Source organism: Alterluteimonas muca (genome assembly GCF_021191595.1).
GTDB classification, from domain to species: Bacteria; Pseudomonadota; Gammaproteobacteria; order Xanthomonadales; family Xanthomonadaceae; genus Luteimonas; species Luteimonas muca.
In genome coordinates, this window is the sequence record NZ_JAIWPS010000002.1 from 475,167 (window position 1) to 491,252 (window position 16,086).

Consider the following 16,086-nt stretch of genomic DNA (forward strand, 5'->3'; position numbering starts at 1 on the left):
CCCGATGACCGGGGCGGGCAGTCCGTAATGGACTGGCGGAGCTTCGGGGCCCGACCTCCGGTCTCCGAAGTGGACCAACTCAAGACATCCAGAGGCGTAACAGAATGAGCAAGGAACTGTTGATGGTCGTCGACGCGGTCGCCAACGAGAAGGGCGTGCCGGAGTCCGTCATCCTCGAAGCGATCGAAGCAGCACTGGCCACTGCGGCCAAGAAGCGCTACGTCGACCAGGACGTGCTCACGCGCGTTGCGATCGATTCCAAGGACGGCACCTACGAGACCTTCCGCCGCTGGGAAGTGGTGGCCGACGACGTGGTGATGGAGTCGCCGGACCGCCAGATCCGCCTGATGGACGCGATCGACGAGGCCGAGGGCGTCGAGGTCGGCGACTACATCGAGGAGCAGATCGACAACGCCGAGTTCGGGCGCATCGCCGCGCAGGCCGCCAAGCAGGTGATCGTGCAGCGCGTGCGCGAGGCCGAGCGCCAGCAGGTCGTGGATGCGTGGAAGGACCGCGTCGGCGAACTGGTCACCGGCGTGGTCAAGCGCGTCGAGCGCGGTAACGTCTACGTCGACCTCGGCGGCAACGCCGAGGCCTTCATCCCCAAGGACAAGGCGATCCCGCGCGACGTCGTGCGCGCCGGTGACCGCATCCGCGGGTATCTCTACGACGTGCGCAGCGAGCCGCGCGGCCCGCAGCTCTTCATCAGCCGCGCCGCGCCGGAATTCATGATCGAGCTGTTCAAGCTCGAGGTGCCGGAAGTCGGCCAGGGCCTGGTGTCGATCATGGCCTGTGCCCGTGATCCGGGTGACCGCGCCAAGATCGCCGTGCTCGCGCACGACAACCGCACCGATCCGATCGGTGCCTGCATCGGCATGCGTGGTTCGCGCGTGCAGGCGGTGTCCAACGAGCTCAATGGCGAGCGCGTCGACATCGTGCTGTGGTCGGACAACCCGGCGCAGTTCGTCATCAACGCGATGGCGCCGGCGGAAGTGCAGTCGATCGTGGTCGACGAGGACAAGCATTCGATGGACCTGGCCGTGGCCGAGGACTTCCTCGCCAAGGCGATCGGCAAGGGCGGCCAGAACGTGCGCCTTGCAAGCCGCATGACCGGCTGGCAGCTCAACGTGATGACCGCCGAGCAGGTGCAGGCCAAGAGCGAGGCCGAACAGGCCGCCGCCCGCCAGCTGTTCCAGGACAAGCTCGAGGTCGACGAGGAAATCGCCGGCATCCTGGTGGCCGAGGGCTTCAGCACGGTCGAGGAGATCGCCTACGTGCCGATGGGCGAGCTGCTGGCCGTGGAGGGCTTCGACGAGGACATCGTCGAGGAACTGCGCGCCCGCGCCCGCGACGCGCTGCTCAACGATGCGCTGGCGGTCGAGGAGGAGCTGGACGAGCATGCGCCGGCAGAGGACCTGCTGCAGCTGCCGGGCATGGACGACACCATCGCCTATGCGCTGGCCTCGCACGGCGTGCGCACCGCCGAGGACCTCTCCGACCTGGGCGTGGACGAAGTGCTGGAATTCGATATCGAAGGTCTCGACCAGGAGCGCGCCTCGGTGCTGATCCTGGCCGCGCGCGCCGAGGAGATCGCGCGTCTGGAGCGGGAAGGCTGACAGGTCGCGCAAGGTGGGCCCGAAGACACCCGGGCCGCCCCGCGCCGACCCCACGCGCCAGAGCCGTTAGAATCCCCATATCCGCGCCGGCCCGAGCCGCCGCATTGGACACGGAAACCGAATGTCGCAGCAAACCACCATCCGCAAGCTGGCCGCACTGGTGAACACACCGGTCGAGAAACTGCTGGAGCAGCTGGCCGAGGCCGGCATGAAGTTCAGCAGCCCCGACCAGGTGGTCACCAGCACCGAGAAGGTGAAGCTTCTCGGCTTCCTGCGCCGCACCCACGGCAAGTCCGAAAAGGCTGCCGAGGAAGCGGTCAGCCCGAAGAAGATCACCCTCAACCGCAGCCGCAAGCAGGAACTCACCGTCGGTGGTGGCAAGAACCGCCAGACCGTGGACGTGGTGGTGCGCAAGAAGGTCACCGTGGTCCCGCCGACCGGCAAGGGCGACGGGGTCGATCCTGCGTCCGGGCTGTCGCGCGAGGAAGCCGAGCGCGCCGAGATCCTGCGCAAGCTGGAGGAGTCGCGCCAGCGCAACCTCTCCGAGCAGCAGCGCCTGGCCGAGGAAGACAAGCGCCGCGCCGAAGAGGCCGCCGAGCGCAAGCGCCAGGCCGAAGCCGAGGCCGAGCGGCTGCGCAAGGAAGCCGCAGCGGCAGCTGCCGTGGTGACCGGTGACGCCGACGCGCCCCCGGCGCGCCGCGCGCCGCACAGCCACGGCCAGCCGGCCAAGCCGGCCGCCCCCGCACGCGATGACCGCAGCGCCGCCAACAAGGGCAAGGCGCAGCGTGGGTCGCATGCGATGGTCGCCGGGGTCGAGGACGACGAGAGCACCGCGCGTTTCGCCGGCCAGCTGCATCTGTCGGCGGCCGACCGCGCCCGTCGCAGCACCGCACGTGGCCGGCCGAAGCCGCGCCGCAATGTCGAGCAGTCGCGCGGCGGCTCGGGCGGCCCGCACGGCTTCGAGCGTCCGACCGCACCGGTCGTGCGCGAGATCGCCGTGGGCGAAGCGATCACCGTGGCCGACCTCGCGCAGAAGCTCGCGCTGAAGGGCGGCGACGTGGTCAAGGCGCTGTTCAAGATGGGCGTCATGGCGACCATCACCCAGACCATCGACCACGACACCGCGGTGCTGGTGGTGGAGGAGCTGGGCCACAAGGCGGTGCGCGCGGAATCCGACGACGCCGAGAGCGAGCTGGTCGCGCACGTCGCCGACGTGCAGGGCGAGCAGGCCGCGCGTCCGCCGGTGGTCACCATCATGGGTCACGTCGACCACGGCAAGACCTCGCTGCTGGACTACATCCGCACCACCAAGGTCGCCACCGGTGAAGCGGGTGGCATCACCCAGCACATCGGTGCGTACCACGTCGAAACCGCGAAGGGCGTCATCAGCTTCCTCGACACCCCGGGCCATGCGGCATTCACTTCGATGCGAGCGCGCGGCGCGAAGCTGACCGACATCGTGGTGCTGGTGGTCGCGGCCGACGACGGCGTCATGCCGCAGACGGTCGAGGCGATCCAGCATGCGCGTGCCGCGAAGGTGCCGCTGATCGTCGCGATCAACAAGATCGACAAGTCCACCGCCGATCCGAACCGCATCAAGAACGAACTGCTCGAGCACCAGGTGGTGGCCGAGGACTTCGGTGGCGACACCCAGATGGTCGAGCTTTCGGCGAAGACCGGAATGGGCGTCGACGACCTGCTCGACGCGATCTCGCTGCAGGCCGAAGTGCTGGAACTGCGTGCGGTGCAGGACGGGCGTGCCACCGGCACGGTCATCGAATCCTCGCTCGACAAGGGCCGTGGCCCGGTCGCCACGGTGCTGGTGCAGCAGGGCCGCCTCAACCGCGGCGACTACCTGGTGTGCGGCGTGCAGTACGGCCGCGTGCGCGCACTGTTCGACGAGAACGGCCAGGCCGTGGACGGCGCCGGTCCGTCGATCCCGGTGCAGGTGCTCGGCCTGTCGGGTGTGCCCGATGCCGGCGACGACTTCGTGGTCGTCGACGACGAGCGTCTCGCCAAGGACGTCGCCCAGCAGCGCGAGGCCAAGCGCCGCGAGACGCGGCTGGTGCAGGCCGCGGGCAACCGCATGGAAGACATCATGGCGCAGATGGGCCAGGCCGAGCAGCAGCTGTCGCTCAACCTGGTGGTCAAGGCCGACGTGCAGGGTTCGGTGGAGGCGCTCAAGCAGGCGCTCACCGCGCTGTCGAACGACCAGATCCGCATCAACATCATCGTGTCCGGCGTGGGTGGCATCACCGAGTCCGATGCGAACGCCGCGGCGACCGCCAAGGCGACGATCATCGGCTTCAACGTGCGTGCCGATGCCTCGGCCCGCCGGGTCGTGGAGACCAACGGCCTCGACCTGCGCTACTTCTCGATCATCTATGACGTGATCGACCAGGTGAAGCAGGTGGCCTCGGGCATCCTGGGCATGGAGATCCGCGAGGAGATCATCGGTATCGCCGAGGTCCGCGACGTGTTCCGCAGTTCCAAGTTCGGTGCCGTGGCCGGCTGCATGGTGGTCGAGGGCGTGGTCAAGCGTTCCAAGCCGATCCGCGTGCTGCGCGACAACACGGTGGTCTTCGAGGGCGAGCTGGAATCGCTGCGCCGCTTCAAGGAGAACGTGGACGAGGTCCGTGTGCATACCGAGTGCGGCATCGGCGTGAAGGCGTACAACGACGTCAAGGCCGGCGACCAGATCGAGTGCTTCGAGCGCATCGAGGTCCAGCGCACGCTGTAACGGATGCGGCGGCCGGCGGCCGGCATCCGGAGGGAGCGGGGAAGTGCGACGGCAACGCCGTCCGCACCGGTCCCGCGCTCTCCGGGCCGGTCGGCGCGCTGCCGACCAGGAGTTCCACCATGCCCACCAAATCCTTTCATCGCACCGATCGCGTGTCCGCGCAGCTGCGCCGCGAACTCGGCACCCTGGTCCGCCAGGCCGTGTCCGAGTACGGGCTGCCGTCGGTCAGCGTGTCCGACGTCGAGGTCACCCGCGACCTCGCACACGCCAAGGTGTTCGTGACCGCGTTGCAGGCCGAGCGCTCGCAGGAGGCCATGGCCGGTCTCAAGGCGCTGGCCGGGGAGATCCGCTTCCGCCTTGCACGCCTGATCAAGCTGCGCCACGTGCCGGAGCTGCATTTCCACTACGACGATTCGGTCGATCGCGGCGAGCGCATCGACACCCTGCTGCGCGATCTTCCCGACGCGCCGGCCGACGCCGACGAGGGCGACGACGGGGCGGACGGGGCGCGCGGCGCCTGACGCACCGCGCGGCATGCGCTGCTTGCCGCGACGTGCGCTGACGTGAACCCATGTCCAAACCGCGCAGACGTGTCCGCAAGGTCGACGGCATCCTCCTGCTCGACAAGCCGCGTGGCCTGAGCTCCAACCAGGCCCTGCAGCAGGTGCGCAAGCTGTTCGAGGCGGAGAAGGGCGGCCACACCGGCAGCCTGGATCCGCTCGCGACCGGCCTGTTGCCGGTGTGCCTGGGCGAGGCGACCAAGATCGCAGGTGGCCTGCTCGGCGCACGCAAGGCCTATGACACCGTCGCCCGCCTGGGCACGGTCACCGATACCGACGACGCCGATGGCCAGCCCCTGCGCGAGCGCCCGGTGCCGCCACTGCGCGTGGCCGAAATCGACGCCGCCTTGCAGGCGTTGACCGGGCGCATCCTCCAGCGCCCGCCGATCTACTCCGCGCTCAAGCGTGGCGGCGAGCCGCTGTATGCCAAGGCACGACGCGGTGAACACGTCGAGGTCGAGCCGCGCGAGGTGGACGTGCACGGGTTCGCGCTGCAGTCCGCCGCCGACCTGGTCGACGACCTGCAGGGCGTGCCGCCGCAGCTGCGGCTGCATGTCGAGTGCGGTTCGGGCACCTATGTGCGCAGTCTGGTCCGCGACCTCGGCGAAGCGCTGGGATGCGGCGCGCACGTGGCGGAGCTGCGCCGCATCTGGGTGGACCCGTTCCGCGACCCACGGTTGTGGACGCTGGAGGCACTGCAGGCGCTGGCGGAACGCGGCCGACCGGCGCTGGAGGCCTGCCTGCTTCCGATCGAGGCGGGGATGGCCGCCTGGCCGGAAGTCCGCCTCGATGCCCGCCAGGTGCAGGCGCTGTCCTATGGGCAGGCCGTCAGCGGCGGCTTCCAACCGCGGGGCGAGGTCGGCGTGTTCGACATGAACGGGCGGGCCCTCGGGCTGGGCGAAGTCGATGGCGATGGCCGGTTGCGCCCGCAGCGGCTGTTCAGCTGGGCGGTCAGCCAGCCGGGCCGCGTGGTCACCTGCTGAGCGCGGTTGTGGCAGGGTGCTGATCGCGGTAGAATTCCCGCGCTTTTTCAAGCGCTTGCATTTCGCATTCTTCCATCCATGGCGGGCCCTGGCGGTGCGTCGATCGTGGTCTGTTCCACGCCGCAGTCCGGGCCGTGTCGCAGTCCCCCACGTCGCGTCTTCTGCGGGCTTTGCGACACGAGGTTTCCATGTCCATCGATACCACCAGCATCATCAACGAACACAAGCGGGCCGAAGGCGACACCGGTTCGCCGGAAGTGCAGGTCGCGCTGCTGACCGCGCGCATCGTGCACCTCACCGAGCACTTCAAGACGCACAAGAAGGATCACCACAGCCGCCGCGGCCTGCTGCAGATGGTCAACCAGCGCCGTAGCCTGCTGGACTACCTGCACCGCAAGGACGCGGACCGCTACAAGGCACTGATCGAGAAACTCGGTCTGCGTCGGTAAATCGCACCACACGCGGCGCAGCGATGCGCCGCGTTTGTTTTGAGGTTCGTAAAAAGGCCGCCCCAACGCGGTCGCCCGGCCGGGGCAAGGGCCCCGGGCGGTTCATCGAAGAAAGAGTCATCCAAGGACACAACAACGTGGCAAAAGTTACCAAGAACTTCCAGTACGGCAGCCGCCAGGTCACGCTCGAAACCGGTGAGATCGCCCGCCAGGCGGGTGGTGCGGTCATGGTCTCGTGCGAAGGCACCGTGCTGCTGGTCAGCGCCGTTGCCAACAAGACCGCCCGCGAAGGGCAGGACTTCTTCCCGCTGACGGTCGATTACCAGGAAAAGTTCTACGCCGGCGGCCGTATCCCCGGTGGCTTCTTCAAGCGTGAGGGCCGTCAGACCGAGAAGGAAACGCTGATCTCGCGCCTGATCGACCGCCCGATCCGCCCGTTGTTCCCGGATGGCTTCCGCAACGAGGTCCAGATCATCGCCACGGTGATGTCGCTGAACCCGGAAATCGATGGCGACATCCTCGCGCTGATCGGCGCCTCGGCCGCGCTGTCGCTGTCGGGCGCGCCGTTCGACGGCCCGATCGGTGCCGCCAAGGTCGGCTACAGGGATGGCCAGTACCTGCTCAACCCGACCGTGTCGGAGCTCAAGGACTCCGATCTCGAGCTCGTCGTCGCCGGTACCGCCAATGCGGTGCTGATGGTGGAGTCCGAGGCCAACGTGCTGTCGGAAGACGTCATGCTGGGCGCGGTGATGTTCGGCCACCAGCAGATGCAGGTCGCGATCTCGGCGATCAACGAGCTGGTCGCCGAAGCCGGCAAGCCGAAGTGGGAGTGGACCGCACCGGCCGCCAACGAAGGCGTGGTCTCGGCCATCCGCAATGCCGTGGGCGAGCAGCTCTCGGCCGCGTTCCAGGTGCGCGACAAGCTGCAGCGCCGCGACGCGATCTCCAGCGTGCGCAAGGCGATCCTCGAGGCGCTGGCGCCCAACGCCGAGGCCAATGCCTGGACGTCGAGCGAGCTGTCGAAGGAGTTCAGCGAGCAGGAATACCAGACCATGCGCGACTCGGTCATCCGGACCAAGGTCCGCATCGATGGCCGTGCGCTCGACACCGTGCGCCCGATCAGCTCGAAGGTCGGCATCCTGCCGCGCGTGCACGGCTCGTCGCTGTTCACCCGTGGCGAGACCCAGGCGATCGTTGCCGTGACCCTCGGTACCGCGCGCGATGGCCAGGTCATCGACGCCGTGGCCGGCGAGTACAAGGAACACTTCCTGTTCCACTACAACTTCCCCCCCTACTCGGTGGGTGAAGCCGGCCGCATGATGGGCCCGAAGCGTCGCGAGATCGGCCATGGCCGCCTCGCCAAGCGCGGCGTGCTGGCAGTGATGCCGACGATCGAGGAGTTCCCGTACACGATCCGCGTGGTCTCGGAGATCACCGAGTCGAACGGTTCGTCGTCGATGGCATCGGTCTGCGGCTCGTCGCTGGCGCTGATGGACGCCGGCGTGCCGATCAAGGCACCGGTCGCGGGCATCGCGATGGGCCTGGTGAAGGAAGGCGACGAGTTCGTCGTGCTGTCCGACATCCTCGGTGACGAGGATCACCTCGGCGACATGGACTTCAAGGTGGCCGGTACCAGCGAGGGCATCACCGCCCTGCAGATGGACATCAAGATCCAGGGCATCACCGAGGAGATCATGAAGGTCGCGCTGGCGCAGGCGAAGCAGGGCCGCCTGCACATCCTCAAGGAGATGGAGGCCGCGCTCAGCACGCCGCGCTCGGAGCTCTCCGAGTTCGCGCCGCGCCTGATCACGATCAAGATCCACCCCGACAAGATCCGCGAAGTGATCGGCAAGGGCGGTTCGGTCATCCAGGCGATCACCAAGGAAACCGGCACCCAGATCGACATCCAGGACGATGGCACCATCACCATCGCCTCGGTCGACGCCGCCGCCGGCAAGGCCGCCAAGGACCGCATCGAGCAGATCACCTCGGACGTCGAGCCGGGCCGGATCTACGAGGGCAAGGTGGTCAAGATCATGGACTTCGGTGCGTTCGTGACCATCTCGCCCGGCAAGGACGGCCTGGTGCACGTCTCGCAGATCTCCAGCGAGCGCGTGGAGAAGGTCGGCGACAAGCTCAAGGAAGGCGACATCGTCAAGGTCAAGGTGCTGGAAGTCGACAAGCAGGGCCGCATCCGCCTGTCGATCAAGGCCGTCGAGGAAGGCGAAGGTACGCCGGCCGCCGAGTAAGCGAGCCATCGCCATCGCGCGTCACCGACGCGCGGCGGGCATGACGAAAGAGCGGGCTTCGGCCCGCTCTTTCTTTTTGTGCACCCGGGAAGATGGCCCCGACGTGGCGCCGAAGCCCGCAGGGCCGGGACATGGAGCGGGTCAGACGATTCCGGCGAGGTAGAACAGCGCGATCACCACGAACACCGCCGAGGTGCTGATCAGGGTGATCGCGAAGATGTCGCCATAGGACTGGCGGTGGGTCAGCCCGGTCACCGCCAGCAGGGTGATCACCGCGCCGTTGTGGGGCAGGGTGTCCAGGCCGCCGGAAGCCATCGCCGCGACGCGGTGCAGCACGTCCATCGGGATGCCGGCCGCCTGGGCGTTTGCGATAAAGGTCTCCGACATCGCCGCCAGGGCGATGCTCATGCCGCCGGAGGCCGAGCCGGTGATGCCGGCCAGCGCGGTCACCGTCACCGCCTCGTGCACCAGCGGATCGGAGATGGCGTTGAGGCTGTTGGCCACCAGCAGGAAGCCGGGCAGGGCGGCGATCACCGCGCCGAAGCCGTACTCGGAGGCGGTATTCATCGACGCCAGCAACGCGCCGCCGATCGCGGCCTTGCTGCCTTCCACGAACTTCGCGCTCACCGGCTTCCAGGCCAGCAGCAGCACCGCCAGGATGCCCACCAGCAGTGCGCCCTGGACCGCCCAGATCGCCGCGACCCGCGACACTTCCTGCACCACCGGTTCGGCGCTGCCCATCGACGAGGGGTTGAAGCTGTGGGTCGCGCCATACACCCGCGGGATCAGGTCGGTGAACAGCTTGTTGGACACGCCGACCAGCAGCAGCGGCAGCAGCGCCACCAGCGGATGCGCCAGCCGCTCGCCCACGAAGGGCTCGGGCTCGTTGAGCAGGTTCTCGCCGTAGCCTTCGCCCGCGACGGCGGCCTTGCGGCGGCGCCACTCCAGATAGGCCATGCCGCCGGCGAAGATCAGGATCGAACCGATCGTGCCCAGTGCCGGCGCCGCCCAGGAGTCGGTGCCGAAGAACGCGGTCGGAATGATGTTCTGGATCTGCGGCGTGCCGGGCAGCGCCATCATGGTGAAGGTGAAGGCGCCCAGCGCGATGGTGCCGGGGATCAGGCGCTTGGGGATCGCGGCCTGGCGGAACAGCTCGGCCGCGAACGGATACACCGCGAACACCACCACGAACAGCGACACCCCGCCGTACGTCAGCAGCGCGCACACGGTCACGATCGACAGCATCGCCCGCTGTGGCCCGAACAGGCGGATGGTGGCCGCCACGATCGACTTGGAGAATCCGGAAAGCTCGATCAGCTTGCCGAACACGGCGCCCAGCAGGAATACCGGGAAATACAGTTTCAGGAAGCCGACCATCCGGTCCATGAAGAGCCCGGTGAACATCGGCGCGACGAGGTCCGGGTCGGTCAGCAGCACCGCGCCCATCGCCGCCACCGGCGCGAACAGGATGACGCTGTGGCCGCGATAGGCGACCAGCATCAGGAAGCCCAGTGCGGCGAGCACGATCAGCAGGGACATGGATCGATCCGGATTGACGACGATCGCCAGTGTCGTCAGCCCGGTGCAGCGGCCCCATTGTCCGAAGGTACAAGTGCCGGCCATCGGGGGGCTGCCTAGGCTTGCCAGCATGGTCCAAGCGGCCAGGGTGCGCGCAGCGGCGCGCGCCACGAAGAGACAACCCGTGGGAGGGGACACATGAAATACAGGAATCTGTCGGGCAGCCGGCTCGGCCTGGCGATCGCCTTCGGCCTGTCGACGTTCGCCGCTCAGGCACAGGACCCGGCGCAGGCCGCCGGCACTGCGCCCGCCCGTGCGGCGGACGCGACCACCCTCGACGGGATCGTGGTGACCGCGCGCCGCCGCGCGGAGTCGATCCAGGACGTGCCGGTGGCGGTGAGTGCGTTCGGCGAGGAGCAGCTGCGCGACCTGCAGGCCAACAACATCGATGGCCTGCAGGGCGCGGTGCCCAACCTCAACATCGTGCAGGGGCGGGGCTCGTCGAACACCGTCAACGTGTTCATCCGCGGCATCGGCCAGCCCGACTCGCTGCAGACCTTCGACCCCGGCGTCGGCATGTACGTCGACGACGTCTACTACTCGCGCATCAACGGTGCGCTGTTCTCGCTGTTCGACGTGCAGCAGGTGGAAGTGCTGCGTGGCCCGCAGGGCACGCTGTACGGCAAGAATTCCACCGGTGGCGCGATCAAGGTCACCACCAGGAACCCGCTCGACGATACCGGCGCGGCGGTGGAGTTCGGGACCGGCAGCTTCGGCCGCATGGACGGCCGCGCCTACCTCGGCGAGCAGCTGAGCGATACCGCGGCCTTCAGCCTGGCCGGTGCGTGGCTGACCAACGATGGCTACGTCGAGGATCCCGCCACCGGCGAGGACTACAACGGTGAGGACACGATCTCGCTGCGCGGCAAGCTCGCGCTGCGCCCCAGCGATACCTTCAGCGCCACGCTGTCGGCCGACTACACCCGCCAGGACAACGCGCTCACCCTCGGCCAGCCCACCGCGCCGCTGCTGCGCACCGACCTCGCGCTCGGCCAGGTGGTGCTGCTGCAGCCGTCCACCGACGACTACGACTTCCGCACGCGTACCTCGTTCCGCCCCAGCCAGGGCCAGGAGATGACGCACAAGGGTGTCAGCGCCAACCTGCAGTGGGAGCTCGGCGAGCAGTGGTCGCTCAGGAGCATCAGCGCCTGGCGCAAGCTCGATACCAGCTCCTTCATCGACATCGATGCATCCGAGTGGGTGCTGGGCGACGTGCTGGTCGAAGTGGACCAGGAGCAGGTGAGCCAGGAACTGCAGCTGCAGTACGACAACGGCGGCAACCTGCAGGCGATCTTTGGCGCGTACTACATGAACGAGACGCTGCCCTCGTACCAGGAAGCCTATGCGGACGACTTCTTCGGCTTCGCCGGCACGCCGATCGACTTCCTGCGCACGATCGACGACGACCTCGAGACCACCAGCGTCGCCGCCTTCGCCCACGTCAACTGGGAGTTCGCGCCGACCTGGACGCTGGCCGCCGGCCTGCGCTATTCGCGCGACGAGAAGGACTACTGGCGCACCACCAGCACCTACTGGGGTCCGATCCTGGCCGCGCTCAACGAGACGGTGGCATTCGACGGCAACCGGAGCTGGGATGCGTGGACGCCGTCGCTGAGCCTGCAGAAGGCTTTCAGCGACAACGTGATGGGGTATGTCTCGGCCAACCGCGGCTTCAAGTCGGGCGGATTCAACGGCCGTGCCAACGCGGCCCTGGAGACGACGCGGGCGGTGTTCGACCCCGAGTTCGTGTGGACCTACGAAGCTGGCGTCAAGATGCGCTCGGATGATGGCCGCCTGACCGCCAACGTGGCTGCCTTCCACAGCAGCTACAAGGACTTCCAGGCGCGTGTCTCCGAGGTACTCAACCCTGATTCCCCGACGCCGACCTTCTCGTTCCCGGTGCTCAACGCCGCGGAAATGGAGATCAACGGGTTCGAGTTCGAGGGCGTGGCGCGCCTGGGTGACGCCACCCAGCTCAGCGGGCAGGTCAGCTGGATGGACGCAAGCTACAGGTCCTTCGAGGACCTGCGCACCACCGATCCGGCCAACCCGGCCTACGACCCGTCGCTGCACGAGCACGTGCCGTTCTCGCCGGACTGGACCGCGCGCATCGCCCTGCAGCACGCGTTCGACCTCGGCGGCAACGGTACCCTCACCGTGGGCGGCGACGTGGCCTACCGTGGCGATACCTGGCTGTCGGTGGACAACCGTCCGGGGCTGATGCAGGAGGCCTACACCACGGCCGGTGTGTTCACGTCGTGGGATTCGCCGCAGTACGCGTGGCAGGTGCGCGCCGGCGTGCGCAACCTCACCGACGAGCTGTATAAGATCGAGGGGCAGGAGTTCTCCTCGGTGGCCAACATCCAGACCGCGTACTACGCACCGCCGCGCAACTGGTACCTGACCGTCCGCCGCAACTTCTGACCACGCGCATCGCACCGTGCAACGCACAGGCCCCGGCATGTCCGGGGCCTGTGTCGTGTGAGCAGTCGTGCAGCGCTGCGCTATGCTCGCGCGCCATGCCTGACCGCACCTCCTTCGCGCACTCGTCCATGGTCACGCCCCGGTGTTGAGCGTGGGGGCGGTACTGGCGGCGGCGATGCTGTGGCTGGGCATGATGTTCCTGGCCGGCATCTACGGTGAACGCCGCCCGCAGCTGCTGGCGCGCCACTGGCGCCATGTCTACGCGCTGTCGCTGGCGGTGCATTGCACCTCGTGGACCTTCTACGGCACGGTGACCCAGGCGGCGCGCTACGGCTGGCCGCTGCCGCCCACCTTCGTCGGCGCCATCCTGTTCTACCTGATCGCCTGGCGTTTCATGGCGCGGCTGGTGCGGCTGGCACGCGAGACCAATGCCACGTCGCTTGCCGACCTCATCGCCACGCGGCTGGGCAAGGACCCCTGGCTGGCCGCCACGGTCACCCTCGTCGCCGTGCTGGGCCTGCTGCCCTACATCGCGCTGCAGCTCAGGGCGGTGGCGATGAGCTACTCGGTGTTGACGGCCACCGGCTTCGCGGACCTGACGGAGATTCCGCCGTGGCGCGATGTCGGCCTGTACGTCGCGCTGGCGATGGCGGTGTTCGCGATGCTGTTCGGCACCCGGCGGACCAGCGCGGCCGAGCACAACCGCGGACTGGTGCTCGCGGTGGCGTTCGAGTCGGTGCTCAAGCTGGTGGCGATGCTGGTGCTGGGCCTGTTCGTGTGGGGCATCGCGCGCGACATGCCTGCGCTGCCACCACTTCCCGCACAGGACCTCGATGGCTTCATGCCGCTGGTGTTGCTCGGTGCGCTGGCGATGTTCGTGCTGCCGCACCAGTTCCACGTCGCCGTCGTCGAGTGTCGTGACGAGCGCGAGATCGGTGCCGCGCGCTGGCAGTTTCCGCTGTACCTGCTGCTGATCGGCGCGCCCGGCCTGCTGCTGGCCTACGTGGGCCTGGGGCTGCTGGGGGCGCACGTGCCGTCGGACATGTATGCGCTTGCGGTGCCGCTGTCGCAGGGCAGCGAGTCGGTGGCGCTGGTGGCCTTCCTGGGCGGCCTGAGTGCCGCCACCGGCATGGTGGTGATCAGCACGCTCACCCTCAGCCTGATGATCGGCAACCACTGGTTCGCGCCGGGCCTGCTGCGTGGCGCATGGGCGCGACGCGACCGCAATGACCATCGCGGCGACCTGCTGATGCTGCGCCGCGCCGGCATCGTGGTGATCATGCTGGCCGCATGGTCGTACGGCCGGGTGGTGGGCGACGCCAGCATGCTGGCCGATATCGGTGCGGTGTCGTTCTCGGCGCTGGCGACGCTGGCACCGCCACTGGCGTTCGCGATCTGGCGTCCGCAGACCCCGCCGCGTGCGGCGATCGCCGGCATCGTGGCGGCGTTCGTGGTCTGGGCCTGGGTGATGCTTGCACCCGCGCTGCTGCCGTCCGGGTGGTCCGCACAGCTGCCGGCTTGGGCCCGCCCACAGGCACTGTTCGGCCTGACGAGCTGGAGCCAGCTCGGCCGCGCGTTCGGCGCATCGCTGTTCGTGGGTACCGCGGCGATCACCGTGGTGGCCATGATCGATCGCCGCGAGCGCGACCGTCCGCTGGCGCGGGCCGATCTCGATGCGCTGCGCAATGCGGGCCGTCGCTTCCTGCCGGTGGGCCTGGTCGACCGCGTGCTGCGCGGCGCGCCACGCAGCGGGCCGGTGCCGACAGCGATCGAGGCACGGCTGGAGCGCGAGCTGTCGGCGGTGCTGGGCAGTGCGTCGACACGCCTGCTGCTGGACGCGGCGCGTCGCGAATCCGGTCCCGACCTCGATACCGTCGCCAGCATCGTCGGCGAGGCCTCGCAGGACCTGCGCTTCAACCAGCGCGTGCTGGAAGCCGCACTGGAGAACATGAGCCAGGGCATCAGCGTGGTCGATGCCGACCTGCAGCTGGTGGCGTGGAACTCGCGCTATGCACAGCTTTTCGGCTATCCGTCGCACCTGCTGCGGGTGGGCGTTCCGGTGGCGCGGCTGGTGCGCCACAACCTCGACCGCGGCCTGATCGGCGCGGTGGCGGTGGCGGGCGAAGTCGACAAGCGCCTCGCGCACATGCGGGCCGGCACGCCCTATGTGGCGGAACGCCGCTTTCCCGGCGGCGAAACCATCGAGATCCGCGGCAACCCGATGCCGGGGGGCGGCTTCGTCGCCACGTTCACCGACGTCACCGCGTTCCGCAACACCGAGCATGCGTTGCGGACCTCCAACGAAACCCTCGAGCAGCGCGTCGACGAGCGCACCCGCAGCCTCGACCAGGCACGCCGCGAGGCCGAGCGTGCGAACGAGGCCAAGAGCCGCTTCCTCGCAGCCGTGGGCCACGACCTGCTGCAGCCCCTGCACGCCGCACAACTGTTCACCGACGCGCTGCAACAGCAGCTCGGTCCGGCCCCGCAGGGCAGTGCGCCGCGCCTGCTGGGGCAGCTGCGCGGTGCACTGGATTCCACCACCGACCTGCTCACCGGCCTGTTCGACATGGCGCGGCTGGAAGCCGGTGGGCTGGTGCCGCAGCCGCGGGATTTCCCGCTGTCGGATGTGCTGGAACCGCTGGCGTCGGAGTTCCGCGCGCTCGCCGCCGAGCGCGGGCTGGCGTTCGACTTCGTGGCCACCCGGGCATGGACGCGCAGCGACCCGCAGCTGCTGCGCCGCGTGCTGCAGAACTTCCTGGCCAATGCGGTGCGCTACACACCGCGTGGCCGGGTGCTGCTGGGCGTGCGCCGCACGGGCGGCGCGCTGCGGGTGGAGGTGCATGACACCGGTCCGGGCATTCCGCTTCGGCAGCAGGCGCTTATTTTCGAGGAGTTCCGCCGTGGCGAGGGCAGTGCGGGGCAGGGGCTGGGACTGGGACTGGGGCTTGCGATCGCCGACCGCATCGCCCACCTGCTGGATGCGCGCATCTCGCTGCGCAGCCGCGAGCGGTCGGGAACCGTATTCGCACTCGACCTGCCGCAGGTCGCGGCGCCGGCGCACGACCGGCCCGGCCGGACGCACGTCGGCCTTGCAGGCGCCCACGTGCTGCTGCTCGACAACGAACCCGCAGCACTGGAAGCCCTCACGCGGCTGCTGGAAGGCTGGGGCTGCAGCGTGGCCGCCGTGTCAATGGCCGCGAGGCCGACGTCGCGCTCGACGAGCGGCCGGCCGACCTGTGGCTGTTCGACTATCACCTCGATGACGGCGAGACCGGTACCGCCGTGGCGCAACGGCTGGGCGAGCGGCACGGTGCGCACGCGACGCTGATCCTCAGCGCCGATGCCACCGATGCGGTGCGCCGCGAGGTCGCCGACCTCGGCCTCGGCCTGTTGCAGAAGCCGGTGCGGCCGCTGGCGCTGAAGTCCACGCTGGACCGGTTGTGCGCGATGCGCGCGCACTGAGCACGGTACCGGCACCACCACCGCG

Annotated in this window: 10 protein-coding genes; 9 read left to right on the forward strand and 1 reads right to left on the reverse strand. The window is 68.7% G+C overall.

Features of this window, described 5'->3' with window-relative positions; all coding sequences use genetic code 11:
• The first annotated feature begins 104 nt into the window (after positions 1–104).
• From nusA to pnp, 6 genes are all read left to right on the forward strand, one after another.
• A complete protein-coding gene (gene nusA, locus LDO11_RS05495) occupies positions 105–1,616 on the forward strand; it encodes a transcription termination factor NusA (RefSeq protein WP_129136150.1) in 1,512 nt (503 codons plus the stop codon).
• A gap of 121 nt (positions 1,617–1,737) precedes the next feature.
• Complete coding sequence (gene infB, locus LDO11_RS05500; protein ID WP_232140641.1) at positions 1,738–4,356, forward strand: translation initiation factor IF-2; 2,619 nt, start codon at positions 1,738–1,740, stop codon at positions 4,354–4,356.
• A 119-nt stretch (positions 4,357–4,475) separates the two neighbouring features.
• Positions 4,476–4,877, forward strand: a complete 402-nt coding sequence (gene rbfA / locus LDO11_RS05505; RefSeq protein ID WP_129136148.1) for a 30S ribosome-binding factor RbfA — start codon at positions 4,476–4,478, stop codon at positions 4,875–4,877.
• Positions 4,878–4,927: 50 nt separating this feature from the next.
• The gene (truB, locus tag LDO11_RS05510; protein ID WP_129136147.1) at positions 4,928–5,899 is read left to right on the forward strand and encodes a tRNA pseudouridine(55) synthase TruB; all 972 of its coding nucleotides are present in this window, start codon (positions 4,928–4,930) and stop codon (positions 5,897–5,899) included.
• A gap of 188 nt (positions 5,900–6,087) precedes the next feature.
• Positions 6,088–6,348 carry a 30S ribosomal protein S15 gene (gene rpsO / locus LDO11_RS05515; protein ID WP_100322431.1) on the forward strand — a complete coding sequence of 87 codons (261 nt, stop codon included), beginning with the start codon at positions 6,088–6,090 and terminating at the stop codon, positions 6,346–6,348.
• Positions 6,349–6,485: 137 nt separating this feature from the next.
• Entirely contained in the window at positions 6,486–8,597 is a 2,112-nt protein-coding gene (gene pnp / locus LDO11_RS05520; protein ID WP_129136146.1) for a polyribonucleotide nucleotidyltransferase, read from the forward strand.
• Between the two features lie 141 nt (positions 8,598–8,738).
• Here pnp and LDO11_RS05525 read toward each other — a convergent pair whose 3' ends face one another.
• On the reverse strand, positions 8,739–10,136 hold the full coding sequence (locus tag LDO11_RS05525) for a GntP family permease (protein WP_232140642.1): 1,398 nt from the start codon (positions 10,134–10,136) through the stop codon (positions 8,739–8,741).
• A gap of 177 nt (positions 10,137–10,313) precedes the next feature.
• On the opposite strand from LDO11_RS05525, the gene LDO11_RS05530 reads away from it, so the two are divergent.
• From LDO11_RS05530 to LDO11_RS15830, 3 genes are all read left to right on the forward strand, one after another.
• Positions 10,314–12,599, forward strand: coding sequence for a TonB-dependent receptor (locus LDO11_RS05530; RefSeq protein ID WP_232140643.1), 2,286 nt, complete (start codon positions 10,314–10,316; stop codon positions 12,597–12,599).
• A gap of 151 nt (positions 12,600–12,750) precedes the next feature.
• Positions 12,751–15,927 carry a sensor histidine kinase gene (locus LDO11_RS05535; RefSeq protein WP_343226099.1) on the forward strand — a complete coding sequence of 1,059 codons (3,177 nt, stop codon included), beginning with the start codon at positions 12,751–12,753 and terminating at the stop codon, positions 15,925–15,927.
• Positions 15,882–16,061 (forward strand): hypothetical protein, encoded by a 180-nt coding sequence (locus LDO11_RS15830; RefSeq protein ID WP_343226098.1) that lies wholly within the window; start codon positions 15,882–15,884, stop codon positions 16,059–16,061. The genes LDO11_RS05535 and LDO11_RS15830 overlap by 46 nt, the downstream gene beginning before the upstream one ends.
• Positions 16,062–16,086 lie beyond the last annotated feature (25 nt).